This is a genomic window from Nonomuraea jiangxiensis (genome assembly GCF_900099965.1).
Classification (GTDB): Bacteria; Actinomycetota; Actinomycetes; order Streptosporangiales; family Streptosporangiaceae; genus Nonomuraea; species Nonomuraea jiangxiensis.
The window spans coordinates 69252-87953 of sequence record NZ_FNDJ01000020.1 but is presented as its reverse complement, the minus strand read 5'-3'; the positions used below and the strand labels follow the sequence as shown (position 1 = coordinate 87953).

At 69.1% G+C, this 18702-nt stretch carries 15 protein-coding genes; 8 read left to right on the top strand and 7 right to left on the bottom strand.

Annotation, left to right across the window (positions count from 1 at the left end):
• The first annotated feature begins 622 nt into the window (after positions 1–622).
• The 3 genes from BLS95_RS36375 to ettA all read left to right on the top strand — a co-directional run bounded on the left by BLS95_RS36375 (position 623) and on the right by ettA (position 6322).
• Positions 623–1348, top strand: a complete 726-nt coding sequence (locus BLS95_RS36375) for a single-stranded DNA-binding protein (protein ID WP_090942306.1) — start codon at positions 623–625, stop codon at positions 1346–1348.
• Positions 1349–2508: 1160 nt separating this feature from the next.
• Entirely contained in the window at positions 2509–3672 is a 1164-nt protein-coding gene (locus BLS95_RS36370) for a GGDEF domain-containing protein (protein WP_245765491.1), read from the top strand.
• 985 nt (positions 3673–4657) lie between these two features.
• A complete protein-coding gene (gene ettA / locus BLS95_RS36365) occupies positions 4658–6322 on the top strand; it encodes an energy-dependent translational throttle protein EttA (protein ID WP_090942300.1) in 1665 nt (554 codons plus the stop codon).
• Positions 6323–6407: 85 nt separating this feature from the next.
• Here ettA and BLS95_RS36360 read toward each other — a convergent pair whose 3' ends face one another.
• Together BLS95_RS36360 and BLS95_RS36355 are read right to left on the bottom strand one after the other, a co-directional pair.
• Positions 6408–7079 carry a response regulator gene (locus BLS95_RS36360; protein WP_090942296.1) on the bottom strand — a complete coding sequence of 224 codons (672 nt, stop codon included), beginning with the start codon at positions 7077–7079 and terminating at the stop codon, positions 6408–6410.
• Positions 7076–8305: a sensor histidine kinase gene (locus BLS95_RS36355; RefSeq protein ID WP_245765490.1), complete on the bottom strand. Its 1230-nt coding sequence runs from the start codon at positions 8303–8305 to the stop codon at positions 7076–7078. Before BLS95_RS36355 ends, BLS95_RS36360 begins: the two co-directional genes overlap by 4 nt.
• A 322-nt stretch (positions 8306–8627) precedes the next feature.
• On the opposite strand from BLS95_RS36355, the gene BLS95_RS36350 reads away from it, so the two are divergent.
• Positions 8628–8858 (top strand): DUF6289 family protein, encoded by a 231-nt coding sequence (locus BLS95_RS36350; RefSeq protein ID WP_090942290.1) that lies wholly within the window; start codon positions 8628–8630, stop codon positions 8856–8858.
• A 147-nt stretch (positions 8859–9005) separates the two neighbouring features.
• Here BLS95_RS36350 and BLS95_RS36345 read toward each other — a convergent pair whose 3' ends face one another.
• On the bottom strand, positions 9006–9494 hold the full coding sequence (locus BLS95_RS36345; RefSeq protein ID WP_245765489.1) for a MarR family winged helix-turn-helix transcriptional regulator: 489 nt from the start codon (positions 9492–9494) through the stop codon (positions 9006–9008).
• A 38-nt stretch (positions 9495–9532) separates the two neighbouring features.
• Between BLS95_RS36345 and BLS95_RS36340 the strand changes: the two genes are divergently transcribed.
• Positions 9533–10465, top strand: coding sequence for an NAD-dependent epimerase/dehydratase family protein (locus tag BLS95_RS36340; RefSeq protein ID WP_218136156.1), 933 nt, complete (start codon positions 9533–9535; stop codon positions 10463–10465).
• 38 nt (positions 10466–10503) lie between these two features.
• On the opposite strand, the gene BLS95_RS36335 is transcribed toward BLS95_RS36340, so the two are convergent.
• Genes BLS95_RS36335 through BLS95_RS36325 form a run of 3 tightly spaced genes read right to left on the bottom strand, consistent with a single transcriptional unit; the run spans position 10504 to position 13178 of the window.
• A complete protein-coding gene (locus tag BLS95_RS36335; RefSeq protein WP_090942284.1) occupies positions 10504–10914 on the bottom strand; it encodes an SCP2 sterol-binding domain-containing protein in 411 nt (136 codons plus the stop codon).
• A 3-nt stretch (positions 10915–10917) separates the two neighbouring features.
• On the bottom strand, positions 10918–11865 hold the full coding sequence (locus tag BLS95_RS36330) for a ferritin family protein (protein WP_090942281.1): 948 nt from the start codon (positions 11863–11865) through the stop codon (positions 10918–10920).
• Entirely contained in the window at positions 11862–13178 is a 1317-nt protein-coding gene (locus BLS95_RS36325) for an MFS transporter (protein WP_090942278.1), read from the bottom strand. Before BLS95_RS36325 ends, BLS95_RS36330 begins: the two co-directional genes overlap by 4 nt.
• A 173-nt stretch (positions 13179–13351) precedes the next feature.
• On the opposite strand from BLS95_RS36325, the gene BLS95_RS36320 reads away from it, so the two are divergent.
• From BLS95_RS36320 to BLS95_RS36305, 3 genes are all read left to right on the top strand, one after another.
• Positions 13352–13864, top strand: a complete 513-nt coding sequence (locus tag BLS95_RS36320; protein ID WP_176993574.1) for a VOC family protein — start codon at positions 13352–13354, stop codon at positions 13862–13864.
• Between the two features lie 895 nt (positions 13865–14759).
• Entirely contained in the window at positions 14760–15167 is a 408-nt protein-coding gene (locus BLS95_RS36310; RefSeq protein ID WP_090942270.1) for a Zn-ribbon domain-containing OB-fold protein, read from the top strand.
• Entirely contained in the window at positions 15164–16291 is a 1128-nt protein-coding gene (locus tag BLS95_RS36305) for a thiolase C-terminal domain-containing protein (protein WP_090942267.1), read from the top strand. Before BLS95_RS36310 ends, BLS95_RS36305 begins: the two co-directional genes overlap by 4 nt.
• Before the next feature lie 156 nt (positions 16292–16447).
• Here BLS95_RS36305 and BLS95_RS36300 read toward each other — a convergent pair whose 3' ends face one another.
• Complete coding sequence (locus BLS95_RS36300) at positions 16448–18700, bottom strand: acetate--CoA ligase family protein (protein ID WP_090942264.1); 2253 nt, start codon at positions 18698–18700, stop codon at positions 16448–16450.
• Positions 18701–18702: the final 2 nt, after the last annotated feature.

Genomic DNA, 18702 nt, shown 5'->3' with positions numbered 1-18702 from the left:
GCCGCAATCAGCCCGTATGCCTCCCTCTACCCTCACGGCCACATAGGGGGTGAAGCGCCCTGGCGGGCGGCGCCGTGGCGAGCCCACGCCCGCCGTCCGCTCCGGCCTGTCATTAAGCCTCAGGCCTGCGTCCACCATTCGCCCAGGTCGGTCGTCGCATGAAGGCCGGCGTTTGCCTGAAAGCCATCGTTCGCCTGAAGGCCGTCGTTTGCGTGGGTGCCGTCGCTTGTTTGGAGGCTCGCCGACGCGGCTTTCATCTCCCTGAGCCCTGTCTCAGCCCCATCCACAGGCTTCAGGCCCGCGTCCACCCTTTGCCCAGAGCCTCAGCCTGTCGTTAACCCTTCAGCCGACACTTCAGGTCGTCGTTCACCCTTCACCCGAAAACTCGGGTCGTCGTCCACCTCCACCCACACCCTTGGGCCATCGTTCACTCGCCCACAGCGCTGGCCGAACACCGTCCCTCGTCCACAGCGTTGGCCGAACACCCGTCCCTCGTCCACAGTCTTGGCCGATCGCTCGCCCGTCGTCCACAGAATCCCGTTCCACAGCCCGGCGCCTCGCCCTCCCACGGCACCGTGTTCCCAGATCGCGGGCAGCCGGCCCGCCGCATGGGAGGCACGGGATGAACGACATTTACATCACGCTCACCGGCAACGTGGCGGCAGAGCCGAGGCAATACAGCTTCGACGACGGCACCAGGGTCACTTCACTGAAGGTGCTCACCGCACACCGCTACTTCGACAGGAAGACAGGGCAGTGGACGGACGGCGACAAGGTCTGCTTCACCGTCCGCTGCTGGCGAGCCCTGGGCGAAAACGTCGCGAGCTCCGTACGAGCAGGACATCCGGTAGTGGTGTCGGGCAAGCTACGCATCCGCGAGTTCGGCCCGGAGGGTGATCGTCGTTTCATGCCCGAGGTGGAGGCCAGCGCGGTGGGCCATGACCTGCGCTGGGGCAGCGGCGTATTCACCAAGCCCGAGCGGGGCGGCGGGGTGGGCTTGGTGAGTAAGGAGATGCGCGAGCGCCTCGACGAGGAAACCCGAGACTGGGCAATGGGCTCTCGCAACCTCCGGAGCCTCACCCACGCCGACCTCACCAGCACGGACGCTTTCGCAAGCACCGAAGGTGACCCGGCACGAGCCCAGGGCACGGAAGCCGCCACCTCCCGTGCCCTGGACGAGCAGAACGGCACCGTACGCGCGTTGGGCGATGGTGACCCGATGCGCTCGCTGCTCCCGGACGGCGACACGGTTCGCATCCTGGGCGCAGAGGAAGCGCCCAGCGACGGCGATGACGAGCAGGACCGAAACCCCGGGCGAATAGCCCTGGAGGAGCGAGCAGCAGCGTAGAAGCCCCAGGACGCACGCAACGGGGCACCGACCACCACTCTGGTGCCCCGCCCTCACACGCAAGCATCCCGGCCCTCGCGTGCGGCATCCCGGCCGTCGCACGAGCATCCCGCTCGCCGGTCGTGTCGAGGCGAGGGCCACACCGACCATTAGCGACACGCCCACGATCACCCCACCCGCATCTGGACGCGCCCTCTGCGACTACCCCCTTGCTCTTAGCTCGTGCAAGGGCGCTGAAGGCAACGGAGAGAGCCGGTGCGACGTGGGAAGGCAGCGCAGTGGCGGTGCCCAAGAGCCGAGAAAGCAGGGTCGAAACCGGTGTGGAAAGGGGGCGCAGGGCGGCCGGGGTGCGCAAGAGGGTGCTAGGGACGCTGGGTGTGTAGGGGGCGGAGCGAGCCGTTGCGCGTCGCCGTCGCCGTCGCCGCGCTGGCCGCGGCGCGCAGTCGCGCTAGCGAGCAGCAGTCTTGAAGGACCTGTGTGGAAGCGGCGGCGTGAGGTCGGGCCTGGGGTGGGACCGGGGGTGAGATTAAGCGTGGGGTGAGAGCGCAGAGGGAGGCCGGCGTGGGGTGAGACCGCCGGGTGAGGTCGGGCGTTCGGCGTGACCGCAGAGCAAGGGTCGGGCGTTGGGTGAGACCGTCGAGTGGGGTCGGGCGTTCGGCGAAATCGCGGAGCGAGGTCGGGCGTGGGGTGAGACCGCAGAGAAGGCTGGGCGTGGGTGAGAGCGCGGAGTGGGGGCGGTCGTGGCGAGGGCTGAGGGAGGCACACGGGGAGGCCGGGGTGGAGGGGGGCACCGGGCGGATCCGTTGGCACCCGGAGGGCGGCGGCCGATGGTGTGCTGCCCGTGTCAGATGGTTAGAGCATCGGTCAGGTCCAGGTCACGCCCCGCACCATGGCTGCTCCTTTCCAGCACGGCCCGCTCGCGGATTGAGCAGGTGTCGTGCTAGCCAACGTAGCGGTTTCCATCGCACATCGCACACTCCGCAATTATTGTGTTACACATCGTTAGTCAGAGAGGAGACGAGATGGCGGCGACCAGTCACGCCTCGGTCAAGTCTCGCGACGGTGTGTCAACACGAGCTGGCCGCTGGCCACTGCTCGGGCAACGCCGCGCGCTAGTGATCTATTTGTGCGTCATAGTCGCTCTAGATCTCGTCGCGATCATGCTCCTGACCGTAACCACGGTGTTCCAGTGGCGCGACTTGCTCACGTTCACCGCACTCATGGGCGGCGGCGCCGTCTGCATCGAGGCCACGAGACGGCTGGGTATGCCCGCTGGAGTGTCACGCGACCTGCTGTCGGCGTGGTGGTTGCCGGTCGCGCTGCTCCTGCCCCCGGTCTATGCGCTGTTCGCGCCGATAGTGCTGCAGATCCTGCTCCAGGTGCGTGTGCGCGCCACGGTGATCTACCGCCGGGTGTTCAGCTCGGCGGCCATCGGGCTGGCCGGATGTACGGCGTCCTTCATGTTCCACTGGTTCGTCGAGGACCCCCGGGCCCTCTCGCAGGGGAGCGGCTCGACGATCGGCTTCGCTGTCCTGGCGGCCTTGCTCTTCTCCCTGCTCAACATCGCCCTCATCGCCTTCGCCGCCCACATGGCCAACCCGGACAGGCCCTGGCGTGAGGTGCTGTGGGACAGGGAGAGCGTGCTGCTGGACATCGTCGAGCTGTGCCTGGGGGTCACGGTCTCGATCGGTTGCGGCCTCAACCTGGCCCTGCTGGTGCTGGCCCTGCCACCCGTGGTGCTGCTGCAACGTAGCCTCCTCCACGCCCAACTCCAGGCCGCCGCCCGTACGGACGCCAAGACCGGCCTGCTGAACGCCGCCGCCTGGCAACGCGAGGCGGACACCGAGATAGTCCGAGCCCGCCGCACCGGTGACACTCTGGCTCTCCTGATCATCGACATCGACCACTTCAAACGCGTCAACGACGCCCACGGCCACCTGGTCGGCGACCAGGTGCTGGCCGGGGTGGCGGCCACGTTGCGCAGCCAGTTGCGTGAATACGACGTGGTGGGCCGGTTCGGCGGCGAGGAGTTCGTCGTCCTCCTGCCGGGCGCCGACACCGATGAAGCCCGCCAAGTCGCCGAACGCCTCCGCACCCGCATCAGCCACATGGCCATCCCCGCTGAAAACGCCCCGATCAAGATCACCATCTCGACCGGGGTCGCCCTGATGAGCGTCCATGGCGACGACCTGATCGACCTGCTGGCCGCCGCCGACCTGGCGCTGTATCGGGCCAAGGAACTGGGTCGCAACCGCGTCTGCATCCCCGCCGTCCAACCACCCCCACGCCCCCTCCCCAAAGACCCCACCCTTGACCCCGGCTAACGACACGTCACCTTGCGAGCTGAACGATTCTCCGTCCCTCGGGTGGGCGGCTTTCCTGCTTGCAGGTTGGTCGATTCTCCGTTCCTCAGGTTGAACGGCTTTCCAACCTGCGGGCTGGTCGATTCTCCGTCCATTGGGCCGACGGCTTTCCGTCCTGCGGGCTGGTCGACTTCCCATTCCTCGGGCTGATCGGCTTTCCGTCCTGCGGGTTGGTCGGCTTCCCGTTCCCCGGGCTGATCGGCTTTCCGTCCTGCGAGCTGGTCGACTCTCCATCCCCGGGGCCTGGTGGTGCGTGAGCTTCTGCTCCGTGGTGCCTGTGGGGTGTCCGGCGAGCGGTGGGTGTCGGGTTGGGTAGCCGGTTCGGGTTGTTGGTGCGTGGCGGGGATGCTCGATTGCGGTGGGTGTTGGGTGGTTGGTGTTCTGTCTTGGCCGGTGGGTGCCTGTGGGGTTGTCCGGCGGGTGGTGGGTGTCGGGGTTGGGTAGCCGGGTCCGGGCTGTTGGCGCGTGCCGGGAGGGCTAGGTGGCCGTGGGCGTCGAGTTGGTGATGGTCCGGTTTTGGTCGGTGTGCTTGACGAGGGTGTTCGGTGGCGATGGGCCGGGTTGCTGGTGCTCTGGTCGTCGGCTGGTGGGGTTTTGGGCGTTGGAGGGCGGGTTCTGGGACGGAGGGTGGACGGCGGGGTCGGTGGGTGGGGTGTTGGAGGGTGGGGTTCGGGGTCGGAGCCAGCACCTTCAGGTTGGGCGCCGCCTCCAGCAGCTCCTGCACCATGGGTGGGGCTTTGGGGGGTGGGGTTCGGGGTCGGAAGGTGGCGCGTTTGATGGTGGGTTCGAGGGTGGAGGGTGGGGGCGTTGGAGGGTGAGGTCGGGGATGGAGGGTGGGGTGCGGGGGTGGGTGGTTGGGTCAGGGGGTTGCTTGTCGTAGATCGGCTGGGGGTCGAGTGGGGAGGAGCGGCGGAAGCCCGGGTTGGGAGCCCCTAAGCTAGAGGGCATGCCGGAGTACATCTACACGCTGCAGCGCGTGCGCAAGGCGCACGGCGACAAGGTTGTGCTTGACGACGTGACGTTGTCGTTCCTGCCCGGAGCCAAGATCGGTGTCCTGGGGCCGAACGGCACGGGGAAGTCGACGCTGCTCCGGATGATGGCCGGCCTGGAGCAGGCGTCCAATGGTGAGGCGAGGCTCATGCCGGGCTTCACGGTGGGCATGCTCCAGCAGGAGCCGCCGCTCAACGAGGAGAAGGACGTTCTCGGCAACGTTCAGGAGGGTGTCGCCGAGACGATGGCGATGCTCCAGCGTTACAACGACATCGCCGAGCAGATGGCCACCGACTACAGCGACGAGCTGCTGGAAGAGATGGGCAAGCTGCAGGAGCAGCTGGAGCACCGCAACGCCTGGGATCTCGACAGCCAGTTGGAGCAGGCCATGGACGCCCTGCGCTGTCCGCCGCCCGACGCCGATGTGACCAAGTTGTCCGGTGGTGAGCGCCGCCGGGTGGCATTGTGCAAGCTGCTCCTGGAGGCTCCCGACCTGCTGCTGCTCGACGAGCCCACCAACCACCTGGACGCGGAGAGCGTTCAGTGGCTGGAGCAGCACCTGGAGAAATACGCCGGGACGGTGCTGGCCGTCACCCACGACCGCTACTTCCTGGACAACGTCGCTGGCTGGATCCTGGAGCTCGACCGTGGCCGCGCCTACGCCTACGAGGGCAACTACTCCACCTACCTGGAGGCCAAGGCGCAGCGCCTCAAGGTCGAGGGGCAGAAGGACGTCAAGCGGAAGAAGCGGCTGGAGGACGAGCTGGAGTGGGTCCGGTCCAATCCGAAGGCCCGCCAGACCAAGAGCAAGGCCCGTCTCCAGCGCTACGAGGAGATGGCGGCCGAGGCCGACAAGTTCCGCAAGCTCGACTTCGACGAGATCCAGATCCCGCCGGGCCCGCGCCTGGGCACCACGGTGATCAGGTCGGAGGAGCTCACCAAGGGCTTCGACGACCGGCTGCTGATGGAGGGGCTGACGTTCGACCTGCCCCGTAACGGCATCGTCGGCATCATCGGCCCGAATGGCGTGGGCAAGACCACGCTGTTCCGCATGATCACGGGTGGGGAGACGCCCGACAGCGGCTCGATCATCGTCGGGGACACGGTCAAGATCTCCTACGCGGACCAGAGCCGAGGCGGCATCGACGCGAACAAGAACGTCTGGGAAGTCGTTTCCGACGGGCTCGACCACATCAAGGTCGGCAATGTGGAAATGCCGTCCAGGGCGTATATCGCGGCGTTCGGGTTCAAGGGGCCGGACCAGCAGAAGAAGGCGGGGGTGCTGTCGGGCGGCGAGCGCAACCGGCTCAACCTCGCGCTCACCCTCAAGCAGGGCGGCAACGTGCTGCTGCTCGACGAGCCCACCAACGACCTCGACACGGAGACGCTGTCGTCGCTGGAAAACGCGCTGCTCGACTTCCCGGGCTGCGCGGTGATCACCTCGCACGACCGGTGGTTCCTCGACCGCATCGCCACCCACATCCTGGCGTGGGAGGAGGGCTCGAACTGGTTCTGGTTCGAGGGGAACTTCGCCGACTACGAGAAGAACAAGATCGAGCGGTTGGGTGCCGACGCCGCCCGCCCGCACCGCGTGACGTACCGGAAGTTGCACCGCGACTGATCCAGCGGGAGATCTTCCACTCCTGCGTACGGTGCGGCAGAGCCACGGCCCACCGCCCGCCCCCCGGGGTCGGGCGGTGGGAGCCTCAGTAGCCTGATGGGCGCACCAGGCCCGATTCGTACGCGAAGACCGCTGCCTGGGTTCGGTCGCGCAACCCGAGCTTGACCAGGATCCGGCTCACGTGCGTCTTGACGGTCTGCTCCGCGACCACCAGGCGCTCGGCGATCTCCGCGTTCGACAGGCCCTGGGCGATCAGCGACAAGACCTCGGTCTCCCGTTCGGTCAGGTCGCCCACGCGCTCCTTCAGCGGGATGCGCGGGGTTCCGCTCATCCGGGAGAACTCGGCGATCAGGCGCTTGGTGACGTTCGGGGCGAGCAGGGCGTTCCCGGCCGCCACCACCCGGACGGCGTGGGCCAGATCGGCCGCGGACGCGTCCTTGAGCAGGAAGCCGGAGGCTCCCGCGCGCAGCGCCTCGTAGACGTAGTCGTCGAGGTCGAAGGTGGTCAGGACCAGGACCTTCACGGCGGTGCCCGGCCGGCCGGCGATGCGGCGGGTCGCCTCGATGCCGCCCAGCTCGGGCATGCGTACGTCCATGAGCACGACATCAGGCTCCAGCTCGGCGACCTTGGCGACGGCGTCGAGGCCGTTCACGGCCTGGCCGACGACCTCTATGCCGGGCTCGGCGTTGAGCAGCACGGTGAAGCCCTGACGGACCATGATCTGGTCGTCGGCTATGAGCACGCGGATGCTCGTCATGGAGTGGCCTCGATGCCTTTCTGCGAATCGACGGGCAGGAACACGCTCACTTCGTAGCCGCCGTCCGGCGTCGGCCCGGTGACCAGATCGCCGCCGAGCATGGCCGCGCGCTCGCGCATCCCCAGCAGTCCGTGCCCCGCGCCGGGCGAGCGCGGCACCGCCGCGGCGGGTGCGGCGTTGGCCACTCGGATCGTGACGGCGGCGGGGCGGTAACCCAGCTGGACCGTCACCGGCGCGCCCGGCGCGTGCCGCATGGCGTTGCTGAGTGCCTCCTGCACGATCCTGAACGCCGACAACTCCACCCCGGGCGACAGCGGCCGCGGTTCGCCCGTGGTCTCGGCGGTGAGCTCGACCCCCGCGGCTCGTACGTTGGCGAGCAGGTCGTCGAGGCGGTCGAGGGTGGGCTGAGGCGCGTCCCCGGGTGCGTCCTGCGCGCGCAGCACGCCCAGGATGCGGCGGAGCTCGGTGAGCGCCGCGACGGCGTTCCCGCGGATGCCCGCGAGGTTCTCCTTCAGCTCGTCGGGCGGGTTGTCCACCAGGTGCGGCGCCACCTGCGCCTGAATGGAGATCACCGACATGTGATGCGCGACCACGTCGTGCAGTTCGCGGGCGATCCTGCTGCGCTCCTCCAGCAGGGTGCGGCGCGCACGCTCCTCGGCCGTCAACTCCTCCTGGGCCTCCAGCCGGGTACGCGTCGTCCTGAGCAGGCGTACCCCCACCCCGACCAGGACCGCGACCGCGTAGGCCGGCAGGGCCAGCACCGCATCGCCACTCCAGTTGGCCTTGGGGAGGAACACCACACACCCCACTCCCACCAGCGTGGTGATCGCCAGCGACGCGGCCGCGACGCGCGGGCGTACCCGGAGAGCCAGCAGGAACAGCACTCCGGCCTGCAGGGCGATGCCGGAGCCCGTCCACGGGAAAGTCACAGGGGAGGCATGCACGACCGACATCACGGACGTGGACGAGTTCACCATCCAGGGGAAACTCAGGCTCTGCTGGAGGTAGGTCGCACCCGACCTGGCGCCGATGACCATGACGACGATCGACGCCCACCAGGCGGGCAGCGGGTACGACATCGCGATCATGAGGATCGCGGCCTGCACCATGGCGAGCAGCGGAACCGTCGGGTCCACCCCTGCCGCGTTGGGGAACGTGCCCATGACCAGCGCGTACAGGATGACCAGGACGTGCGGGAGCCGGGACGACCAGCGCGGCCCCGCCATACGGGGGAGCGGGTCGGGGGCCGTCGCCCACAAGTCCGCACGTAAGGCGCCCGGGAGCCGTCGCAGCCTGCCCACCTCGACCCGCATCCCTTCTGGCCCGCTTTCGGTGAATGGCCAGCCTATCGACGCACTACAGGCCGGGGGTCGGGCTCGGACCTCGAAGGTACGGGTCGCCACTACCAGCCGGCGACCCACTGTGGATGGCACCTTTCGTGTAGCTCTGAGGTACTACGGGATGCAGGCCATACCGCCGGCCTTATTGATCTGTAGGCCGCGGTGATCAATCATCGAGGGCAGTAGCGCTTACTTCAGGAGGGATCCTGTGATTCGCCGCACTTTGTTAGCCGTTCTCCTCGCCGTCGGCACCCTCACCGTGCTCGGCTCGCCCGCGCACGCCCGTGCCTGCAGGATCGACTTCCACTGCGAAACGTACTACTACAGCGATTCCACCCGTACCACGCTGGTCGGGATTAAGTACGAGAACTGCGTCGGTGACGAGACCTGGGTGGGCACGCGCGGGTCCTATCCCGAGTTCTTCGAGACTCCCTGCTGAGGTCCGCTCGGCGCCCAGAAGCATGAGCTGGGCGCCCCACTCTTCGGCCGCAGGTCGGTCGTGACGTCGCCGGGTGACATGATCGTCATGGTCCGCGCCGCCGCGACCGGCGCGCGGCCACCGCGTCGCCCCTCTCAAGGGCGCCGGCTACGCGTGGCGGAAGTGCTCGACGAGCGGTGCCAGCTCGGGATCGCCGCAGGCTTCGGCGAGGGAGCGTTCGAGGACGGCCACATAGGTGGTGCGTGCCGCGGCAACGACCTCGCGTCCCCGGTCGGTGATCTGCGTATAGACCCCGCGCCGGTCGGTCGGGCAGTGGAAACGCTCGGTCAGGCCCGTTCGCTCCAGCCGGGAGACCAGGCGGCTGAGCGAGCTCTGTTGCAGCGGGATCGCGTCCGCGAGCACCTGCTGGCGCAGATGGCCCCCGTCGTCGGAGTAGGCCAGGGCGGCCAGGGCGGCGTATTCGGAGGCGGAGATGCCGTGCTCGGCCTGCAGTGCCCGGTCCAGTGCGTCATCGACGGCGGATCTCAGGCGGCGTAGCGCCTGCCACCGGCCCTCCAGGACCGACGGCAGCTCGATGCGCGGGGTGGTCGGCGGCATCATCAACTCCTTCGCCGAGCAGTTTGACACAGGTAACATGCTCATACAATCTATGCATATACAACTAACGTCTATGCATGGATCGGGGTTGTCGCATGCGGGTGTTCGTCACCGGTGCCACGGGGTTCATCGGCGGCTCGGTCGCCGACCGGCTGCTGCGGGCCGGCCACCAGGTCGCCGGCCTGGTCCGTACCGCCGAGAAGGCGCAGGCGCTCGGGCGCCTGGGCGTGACCCCTGTGCTCGGGACGCTGGACGACCGCGACCTGCTCGGCGAGCAGGCGCAGGCCGCCGACGCCGTGGTCAATGCGGCCGACAGCGATCACCGGGGCGCGGCGGAGGCGCTCGTCGAGGCGCTCGCGGGGTCGGGCAAAACGCTGCTGCACACCAGCGGATCGAGCATCGTGGGCTCCGACTCGCGCGGCGCGGCCTCCGGTGACGTCTTCGAGGAGGACATCCTCGACAAGGGCTCTGCCTGGCGGCCCGCCGACGACAAGCAGGCTCGGGTGGAGATCGACCGATACGTCCGGGCGGCCGCGGATCGTGGGGTCCGTTCGGTGGTCCTGTGCAACACGCTGATCTACGGCCACGGGCGCGGGCTCGGGCGCGACAGCGTACAGATCCCGGCCCTGGTACGGCAGGCGCGCGCCAGCGGAGTCGTCCGCCGGATCGGGGCCGGCCGCAACATCTGGTCGAACGTCCACATCGACGACATGGCCGACCTCTACCTGCTCGCACTGGAATCGGCCCCCGCCGGGTCCTTCTACTTCGTCGAGAACGGCGAGGCGTCGTTCGCGGACGTCACTGACGCCATCGCCGAGGCCCTGGGCCTGGGACCGGTCGAGGAATGGGACGCCGCCGCCGCGGTCCGCGAATGGGGCCACGAACTCGCCCTGTTCGCCCTCGGTTCCAACAGCCGGGTCCGTGCCGAACGCGCCCGCGAACAGCTCGGCTGGCGTCCTCGCCACACCTCCGTCACCGACTGGATCAGGACAGAGCTGCCCAAAGCCTGAGCGATGACCCAGGCCGGGCTCACCGGGAGCAGGGGAGCTCAGGGTTCGGCAGGGACACGGGACAGGGCGGCCAGGGATTCGACGAAGAAGTAGATCACGCGGAAGAACGCCAGCACGTTGCCCCGTTCCAGGCGCAACCGCCGATACATCACCGCCTGGCCGGGATCGGCGCCCTCGCGCAGCTCCCGCCAGGTGGCGAAACCGGCCGTCAGCACGTAGTCGGCGCTCCCGGGATCGCCGCTGATCGCGGCGTCCACGCACTTGCCGTCCTTCCAGGCGAGCACCAGGTAGAGCCCCGTCTCCCGCACCCCCAGCGCCCACGTGGCGGTGTAGGCGGTGCGGGCGCGGTCGATCCAGCTCCAGTATTCCGGCAGTTTGTCTTCCCGGGGCGGCCCGGCGTCGACGGCGGCGCGTACGGTTTCAGCCCATTCGGGGGTGAAGAAGCGCATGCGTCAGCCTCCGGCGATCTCAGGTGTGATCCCGGAGACCATGTCCTGGATATCCGGCGGAAGGGTGATGCCCACATCCACCAGCTTCATCCGGAGTTGCCGGATCATCAGGCGCTTGACCTCCTCCGGCGTCCAGCCCAGCGACTGGAGATCGAGCCGGCGGCTGGTGGCGCTGTTCATGGCGAGGAGCGTACGGAGGGTCTCGTGGATCTGGAGCAGCAGCCGCGGATCCTCCTGTACGGAATCGCGCAGGAACCGCATCCCGAACTGCACGTGCCTGGCCTCGTCGCGGCACGTGGCGGTGAAGCCGGTGTAGTAGCCGGGCAGGAACCCCCGCTCCCGGCAGTATGTGAGCGTGATCTTCATGACGGTCAGCGCCAGCACGCCCTCGATCCACAGGAAGTACGTGGTCCCGTAACGCACCCGCGCGGCCGGCTCCTCGGGATCCTTCCGCAGCTCGTCGGCCTGGTAGGCGAGCAGCCCGAACGGCCCCACGAACGTCTCCGACACGTGCTCGAACGAGGCGTCCAGCACGGCCTGCACCGAGTCGCCGGGGAGGCCGACCACTTCGCGGTAGAACCGGTCGAAGAACACCGTATGCCGGGCCTCGTCCTCGATCTGGCTGGACATGTAGATCTTGGATTCCTCGGAGCCGCCCAGCATGAACACCGGCAGCTCCACCTCCACCTGCCGCTCCCCGTGATGGAATCCGGCCGAGATCCCCACGAACGCGTCCCGCTCCTCGCGGGACATCCGCTCCCGCCAGTCGACGGCGTCCCGGGAGAAGTCCAGGTCGTAGACGTTCCAGCGCTGGCTCAGGTAGCGGCGGTAGAGCTCGGTGTAGTCGGGCAGCCGCTTGAGGTCGCGGTGGACGTACGCGAGCACGTCGTCGATGTCGAGGTCGCCGAGGCCGCGCAGATCGGAATCGGCGACCTTCGACAGCTTGCTCATCCTTTGACCTCCCCGACGGCGGAGGGCAGAGGAGCACGCGCGGCCCGCCGCCAAGGCCCATTGAACAGCAGGATCGCGGGGATGAACAGAACCAGGCAGCCCAGCGCCACGAACAGCCACGTCTGCCAGTTCGTGGCCCCGACCACGCGCGGGATGATCAGCAGCCCGACCACGGCGATGCCCTTGCTGAGGAACCCGAACAGCCCCCAGGCCGTGCCCTGCAGTCGCGGGTCGGCGTCCTCGGCGTCCTCGGAGTAGTTGGCCATCCACGGCGCGTACGCCACTCCGAGCGAGCCGCCGAGCAGGGCGCCGGTCACCATGAGCGTGCCGGTGGACATGTTCTCCTGCCCGAGTGAGACGGCGAGGTAGGCCGTGACGATCACGGCGGCGATGGTTCCGCCGAGGGAGAACGGCTTGCGCAGCTGGGTACGGTCGGACACGCGGCCTGTTACGATCAACGTGATCAGGTTGAGACTCCAGAATGCCGCCATGATCGTTGAAGCCTCCGCACTGCTGATACCGAGCGCGTCGACCAGCATCGTCTGCCCGAAGAGCGACAGTGTGATGTAGAGCACCAGCCACAGCGAGATCCCGACCACGTGTGCCCAGATGTTCCGCCTGGCGAAGAGGGAGCGCAGCTTGGGCGCCTGCCGCAGGCCGGCCACCTCGGTGGCGGCGCGTTCGGTGAGCTGGATCCTCGCTCGCAGCTCGGGTGACAGATCCGCGATGTTCAACGCGATGACGACCGAGATGACCAGCGAAAAGCACCCCATGATGACAAACTGCGAGCGCCACGAATCGTTGAAGATCGGCAGGGTCCAGCCCGCGACGGCCGCGGCCAGGAAGTTCGCGCCGACGGGGCCCCACGTCCAGAAGCCGAACGCCTGAGCCCGTCCGAGGCGTGGTGAGAAGTCGCGGATCAGCGGTGCGGTGCTGGCCATGGCCACGCCGTCCACGAAGGCCAGCACGATCCGCGCGATCAGGAGGTCACGCGGGCTGTGCACGAGCGTCATAGCGAAACAGCACACGGCCGTCAGGGCCATGAGCGGGATGAGCAGGCGCACCCGTCCGAGCCGGTCGGTGAGCCTGCCGCCCACGATGGAGGCGATCGCGCCGGCCACCGCCGCGACGCCGGACACGGTGCCGTACGTCTCCAGCGACATGTGGAGGTCTTTGAGCAGGAGTGGCACGACTGGTGCGATCTGTCCCTCGTACGAGCCGATGAGGATGGCGAGGACTGCCATGGTGAGGATCTTCATGCGACGGGCGCCGGTGGGATATTCGTCGAGCTCACGGACGTAGGACGGCCTCATGGCTCAGCCTTTCTGCTCGGGCTGGACCCCCGTGACAGGTTCTAGAAGCAAGCTCTAGAATCTATTTCTGAGATGCTGCTCCTCACATCATCCGGCGTCAAGGGTGAGCCGCGAGTCGACAGCTAGAATGAAGTTCTAGGATTCCTGGATCGCTTGACGTAAGGAGTCGTGCGTTGGACCTCGAACTCGACGGCCTCGACGTGGCCTTCGACCACACGGCCGTGGCCGCTCCCCGGATCAGGGACCTGCTGCCGATCTACCGCGACCTGCTCGGCGGGCGGCACCTGGGCGGCGGGGGCGACAACCGGGCCGCGGGCTATCGCACCTTGCAGCTCACGTACGCGAACGGGGGCAAGGTCGAGCTCATGGAGCCGCTGGCCGGGTCGACGTTCTTCGACAGCTTCTTCGAGCTCACCAGGGGCAGGGGTGGCGTCCACCATCTGAACTTCCACGTCAGCGACCTGGGTGCGGCGGTGTCGCGGCTGACGGCACGCGGCTACCGGCTCCACGGCCTCAACCGGGCGGATGCCCGGTGGCGGGAGGTGTTCCTGCACCCGAAGGAGGCGCACGGCGTCCTGATCCAACTCGCCCAGCCGGGACCGCGCGCCCCTGGCGAGCCCCGCCCCACCCTGGAGGACGTCCTCTCCGGCCACGGCCGCACCGGCACCGGCACCCCAAGCCCCTGACCCCTCCATCCCGGCTCTCCATCCCGGCCCACCTCCCCAGCCCGCGTTCCGGCCCTCCGTTCCGGCCCACCTCCCCGGCCCTCCATCCCGGCCCACCTCTCCAGCCCGCGCCCGGGCGCCCTGTCCCGGCGCCCTGTCCCGGCGCCCTGTCCCGGCCACCGCCCCAGCCCACCGCCCCAGCCCACCGCCCCGGCTCTCGGCCCCCGGTCCTCGCCCCGGCCGGCGGGTGAGGCCGCTGGCCGGTGGTGGGGATGGCGGGTCGCATGAGCCGTGGGCGGGGTGCGGTCGGTGCGGGTTGTTGGCGAATGTGGTCGGCGTGGTGCGGGTTGCTGACTGTGGGCGGGGGGTGTGCGGCTGGGCGCGGGTTGTCGGTGGGGTGAGGTCGGCGGGTGAGGTCGGCATGGGCCGGCGGGAGGGTGCGCCGGCGGGGCGTCCTGGCGGGGTGTTCTGGCGAGCGTGGTGGCTGGTGGCGGGTTGGTGGCTGGTAGCGGTGTGGGGCCGACCGCACTCTGCTCATGACCCGCCACCGGCATACGGCCGGGCACTGGCACCCGGCCGGGCACTGGCACCCGGCCGGGCACTGGCACCCGGCCCGGCACTGGCACCCGGCCCGCTACCGGACGCCGAGACGCCGGGCACCCCGGCGCCGGCACAGGGCACCCGGCATCCGAGACCGGGGCACCGGCACCCGAGACCGGGGCACCGGCACCCGGCACCCGGCACCAGCACCAAGCACCGGCACCGAGCACAGGCACTGGGGTTCGGCACCCGCTTACTGTCCGCCGACTCCACCGCTGGGCGTCGACCCTGCATCGGTCGTCCATCGCACATGGGTCTTTTCTGGGAACGGGGGGCAGATTTAGAGTGGGATTCTAGAACCAGATTGGGGAGGCCGATGAAGCCGGTACCTAAGCCCACACCTGAGACCCAGCCCTTCTGGGACGGTACGGCGGCGGGAGAGCTCAGGATTCAGCGCTGCCAGACGTGCGAGCGGCACTACTTCTACCCGCGCCCCGCTTGCCCGCACTGCGGTAGCGACCAGGTCGAATGGGTGCGGGCCAGTGGTCGCGCGACCCTCTACTCCTACGTGATCAACCACCGCCCGGCCCCCGGCTTCGAGGACGAGGCCCCGTACGCCATCGCGGTCGTGGAGCTGGAGGAGGGCGTGCGCATGATGACGAACCTCGTGGGCGTGCCGAACACCCCCGACAACCTGCCGCTGGACATGGAGTTGCGGGTGGTGTTCGAGCAGCGCGGAGACATGCATGTGCCCCTTTTCGAGCCGGCGGGAGGCACCAGATGACGATCGTGATCGCGGGCGCGGCCGAGACGGATGAGGTGGGCCGCCTCCCCACCCACTCGACCCTGCAGCTCCACCTTGAGGCGGCCAGGAATGCGCTGGCCGACGCCGGTATGACAAAGCATGACATCGACGGCATCGCCACCGTCGGCACCCCTGGCCCGATCCAGATCGCCCACGCCCTCGGGATAACGCCCGCCTGGCTCGACGGCACGGGGGTGGGCGGGTCGTCGTTCCTGTTCCACGTACGGCATGCGGCCGCCGCCATCCGCGCGGGCATGTGCCGTACCGTCCTGATCACCCACGGGGAGTCGGGCAGGTCGCGTATCGGAGCCGGGCGTTTCGGGATGGCGCCGGATTCACTGCTGGGACAGTTCGAGCTGCCGTACGGAGTTGTGGGGCCGCCGACGTCGTTCACGATCACGGCCCTGCGGTACATGAAGGAGACCGGCCTCACCCACGAGCAGCTGGCGGAGGTGGCGGTGGCGCAGCGGCGGTGGGCCCACATGAACCCCCGGGCGATGTACCGGGACCTGATCACGGTGGATGACGTGCTGGCGTCGAGGATGGTGGCCTACCCGTTCCACCTCCTGGAGTGTTGCCTGGTGACGGACGGCGGCGGCGCGCTGATCGTCACGACGGAGGAGCTGTCGCGCCGCTCCCCGGTCTACCTGCTGGGCTCCGGCGAGGCCGCCGAGTCGCCGATGATCTCGCAGATGGAGGACTTCACCACGTCGAAGGCGTTCAGACTCTCCGGCGAGGCGGCTTTCGCCGAGGCCAAGATCGGCCATGAGGACGTGGACCACCTCATGGTGTACGACGCGTTCGCCCATGTGCCGATCTATGGGCTGGAGGATCTGGGGTTCGTCGGCCGGGGCGAGGCCGGGGCCTTCATCGCCGAGGGCCACACGTCACCGGGCGGTCGCCTGCCCCTGAACACCAACGGCGGCGGCCTGTCGTACACGCATACCGGGATGTACGGCATGTTCGCCATCCAGGAGTCGGTACGGCAGTTGCGGGGTGAGGCGGCGGCCCAGGTGCCGGGGGTGGAGGTGAGCGTCGTGCTGGGCAACGGCGGCATGTTCGCCTCGGCCGCCACCCTGGTGCTCACCAACCGCCTGCCCTGATCGTGGACCGCTGTCGGCGGGATATCGAGGGTCGAGGCATTGGACTGAGGTATGGGGGCGGGCGTCGGACCGAGGCGCAGGGGTCGAGGCATGGGGTCGCGGATGGGCGGGTGTGGTCGCCCATTCGCGGTTGAGCGGGGTGTCCCGTGGTGGGGTTCAGTTGGCGGGGCGCCAGGTCACCAGTGCGTCGAGGGCCTCGACGTGGGAGCCGGTGACGAGGAGGGGGTTGATCTCCAGGGACTCCAGGCGGACGCCCAGGGTCTCTGCGAAGGCGGCGATCCGTGCCACTACCTCGGCCACCGCGTCCAGATCCGCCGGTTCGGCGCCCCTGGCCCCGCGTAGCAGCGCCACGCCGCGTAGCTCGGACAGCGCCCGCCGCACCTCGCCGGCGTCCACCGGCAGCACCCGCAGCGCCGTGTCCCGCAGCACCTCCACCCAGACCCCGCCCAGCCCCACCGCCAGCGTGAGCCCCCACGCGGGGTCCCGCACGATGCCGACGAGCAACTCGATCCCGCCGGTCCGCTGCGGCTGTACGAGGATCCCCGCCAACGACGGCGGGTCGGAGTCCGGAGTGGTGGGTGACGGTGTCGGGTCGATGGTGGGTGGGGGTGCGGGCACGGTGGTTGTGGTGGTGAGTGAGCGGTACGCCTGGCGTACCTCCTCAGGGCCCGTCACCCCCAGCCGTACGCCTCCGATGTCGCTCTTGTGACCGAGACCCTCGGCCGCGATCTTGAGGACGACCGGATATCCGAACCGCTCGGCCGCCGCGACCGCCTCGGCCTCCGTGCCCGCCAGCACGGACGGCACCACCGGCAGCCCGGCCGAGGCGAGCAGGGCGGACGCGCGGTGCTCGGCCCACACACCACCGATACCGGCCGGGAGAGCCACCGGAGAGGCAGTGGTGGCGGTGGCCGGGGCGTGCGTGCTGGTTTCGGGCTGCGTGTTGGTTCGGGGCTTCCTGGTAGTGCCGGGCTGCGGTATGAGGTCGGCCTGCGCGGCGGCGGTGTGGGGGAGGGCTCGGGAGTGGGTCTCGCACCAGCGCACGGCTGCGCCGATGGCGTGGAGGCCGTGCTCGATTCCGCCCACCACGTACGGGAACCCGGTCTCCTGCTGCACCCGCCGCCCGAACTCCGTGACGTCCGTGAGCACGTTGCTCACCACCACCACGGGCACCGGCGCGGCGGCGATGCGGGCCGCGCTGGCCGAGTACAGGGCGAAGGAGGGAGCAGGGTCGGGCGGGGCGATCCTGGGCGGTTCGGACAGGAGCATGACGAGGTCGATCCCGGGATCGGCGGTCACGATCTCCAGGGCCCGGCCCAGCAGGGTGCGGTCGATGAGGACGTAGCCGGTGACGTCGAGCGGGTTCTGTACGGTGCCGAACGACGGCACGATCTCGGCCAGCCGCGCCACCGTCTCCGGAGCGAACGGCGGCAGCTCCAGCCCCTCGTCCTCGGCCCGGTCGGCGATTATCTCCGAGGCCCCGCCGGAGGGCGTGACCACTCCGATCCGCCGCCCCGGCAGCGGCCCGTACGAGGCAAGCAGCCCGGCCGTGATGATGAGGTCCTCCAGCGACCGTACCCGGATCACGCCCAGCTGGCGGAGGGCGGCGTCGATCACGTCGTCGTCGCCCACCAGCGCCCCCGTGTGCGCCTGCGCGGTGTTCGAGGCCAGCCGGCTGCGCCCGATCTTGAGCGCCACGATCGGCTTGCCCGCCGCCAGCGCCCGCCGCGCCACCCGGGAGAACTCGGCCGGGTTTCTGATCGTCTCCAGGAACAGCGCGATGACCTTGGTGGCCGGATCGTCCACCAGGTAGTCGATCACGTCGGTGACGGTGACGACCGTCTCGTTGCCCATCGAGGTGAGCAGGCTGACACCGAGGTTGCGGGATTGCGCGAACGCCAGGACCGAGCTGGCCAGCGCGCCGCTCTGCAGCACCACGCCGACCGAGCCGCGCAGCAGGGGCGCGGGGATGGGCAGCCCGTACGGGGTCACGTCGGCGGCGGCGTTGATGTACCCGTTCCCGTTCGGCCCCAGGATCGTAAGATCATTTTCCACAGCAAATGCCGAAATTTCGGACTCCAGCCGCGCCCCCTCCGACCCGGCCTCCCCGAACCCCGCCGTGAGCACCACGTAACACCTGATCCCCAGCTTGGCCCCCTCCCGCAACACCCCGAGCACGGCGGCGGTCGGCACCATGACGTAGGCCAGGTCGACCGGCCCCGGCACCTCGGCCAGGCTCCGGAAGGCAGGCGAGCCGTGCACCACGCCACCCCGGGGATTCACCAGGTGCACGGGCCCGGGAAAGCCGTGCGTACGCAGGTTCAGCAGTGTGCTGACCGACCACCCGGACTTGTCCGTGGCCCCCACCAGGGCGATCGAACGCGGGTTGAACAACGCCTGCACCGACATAC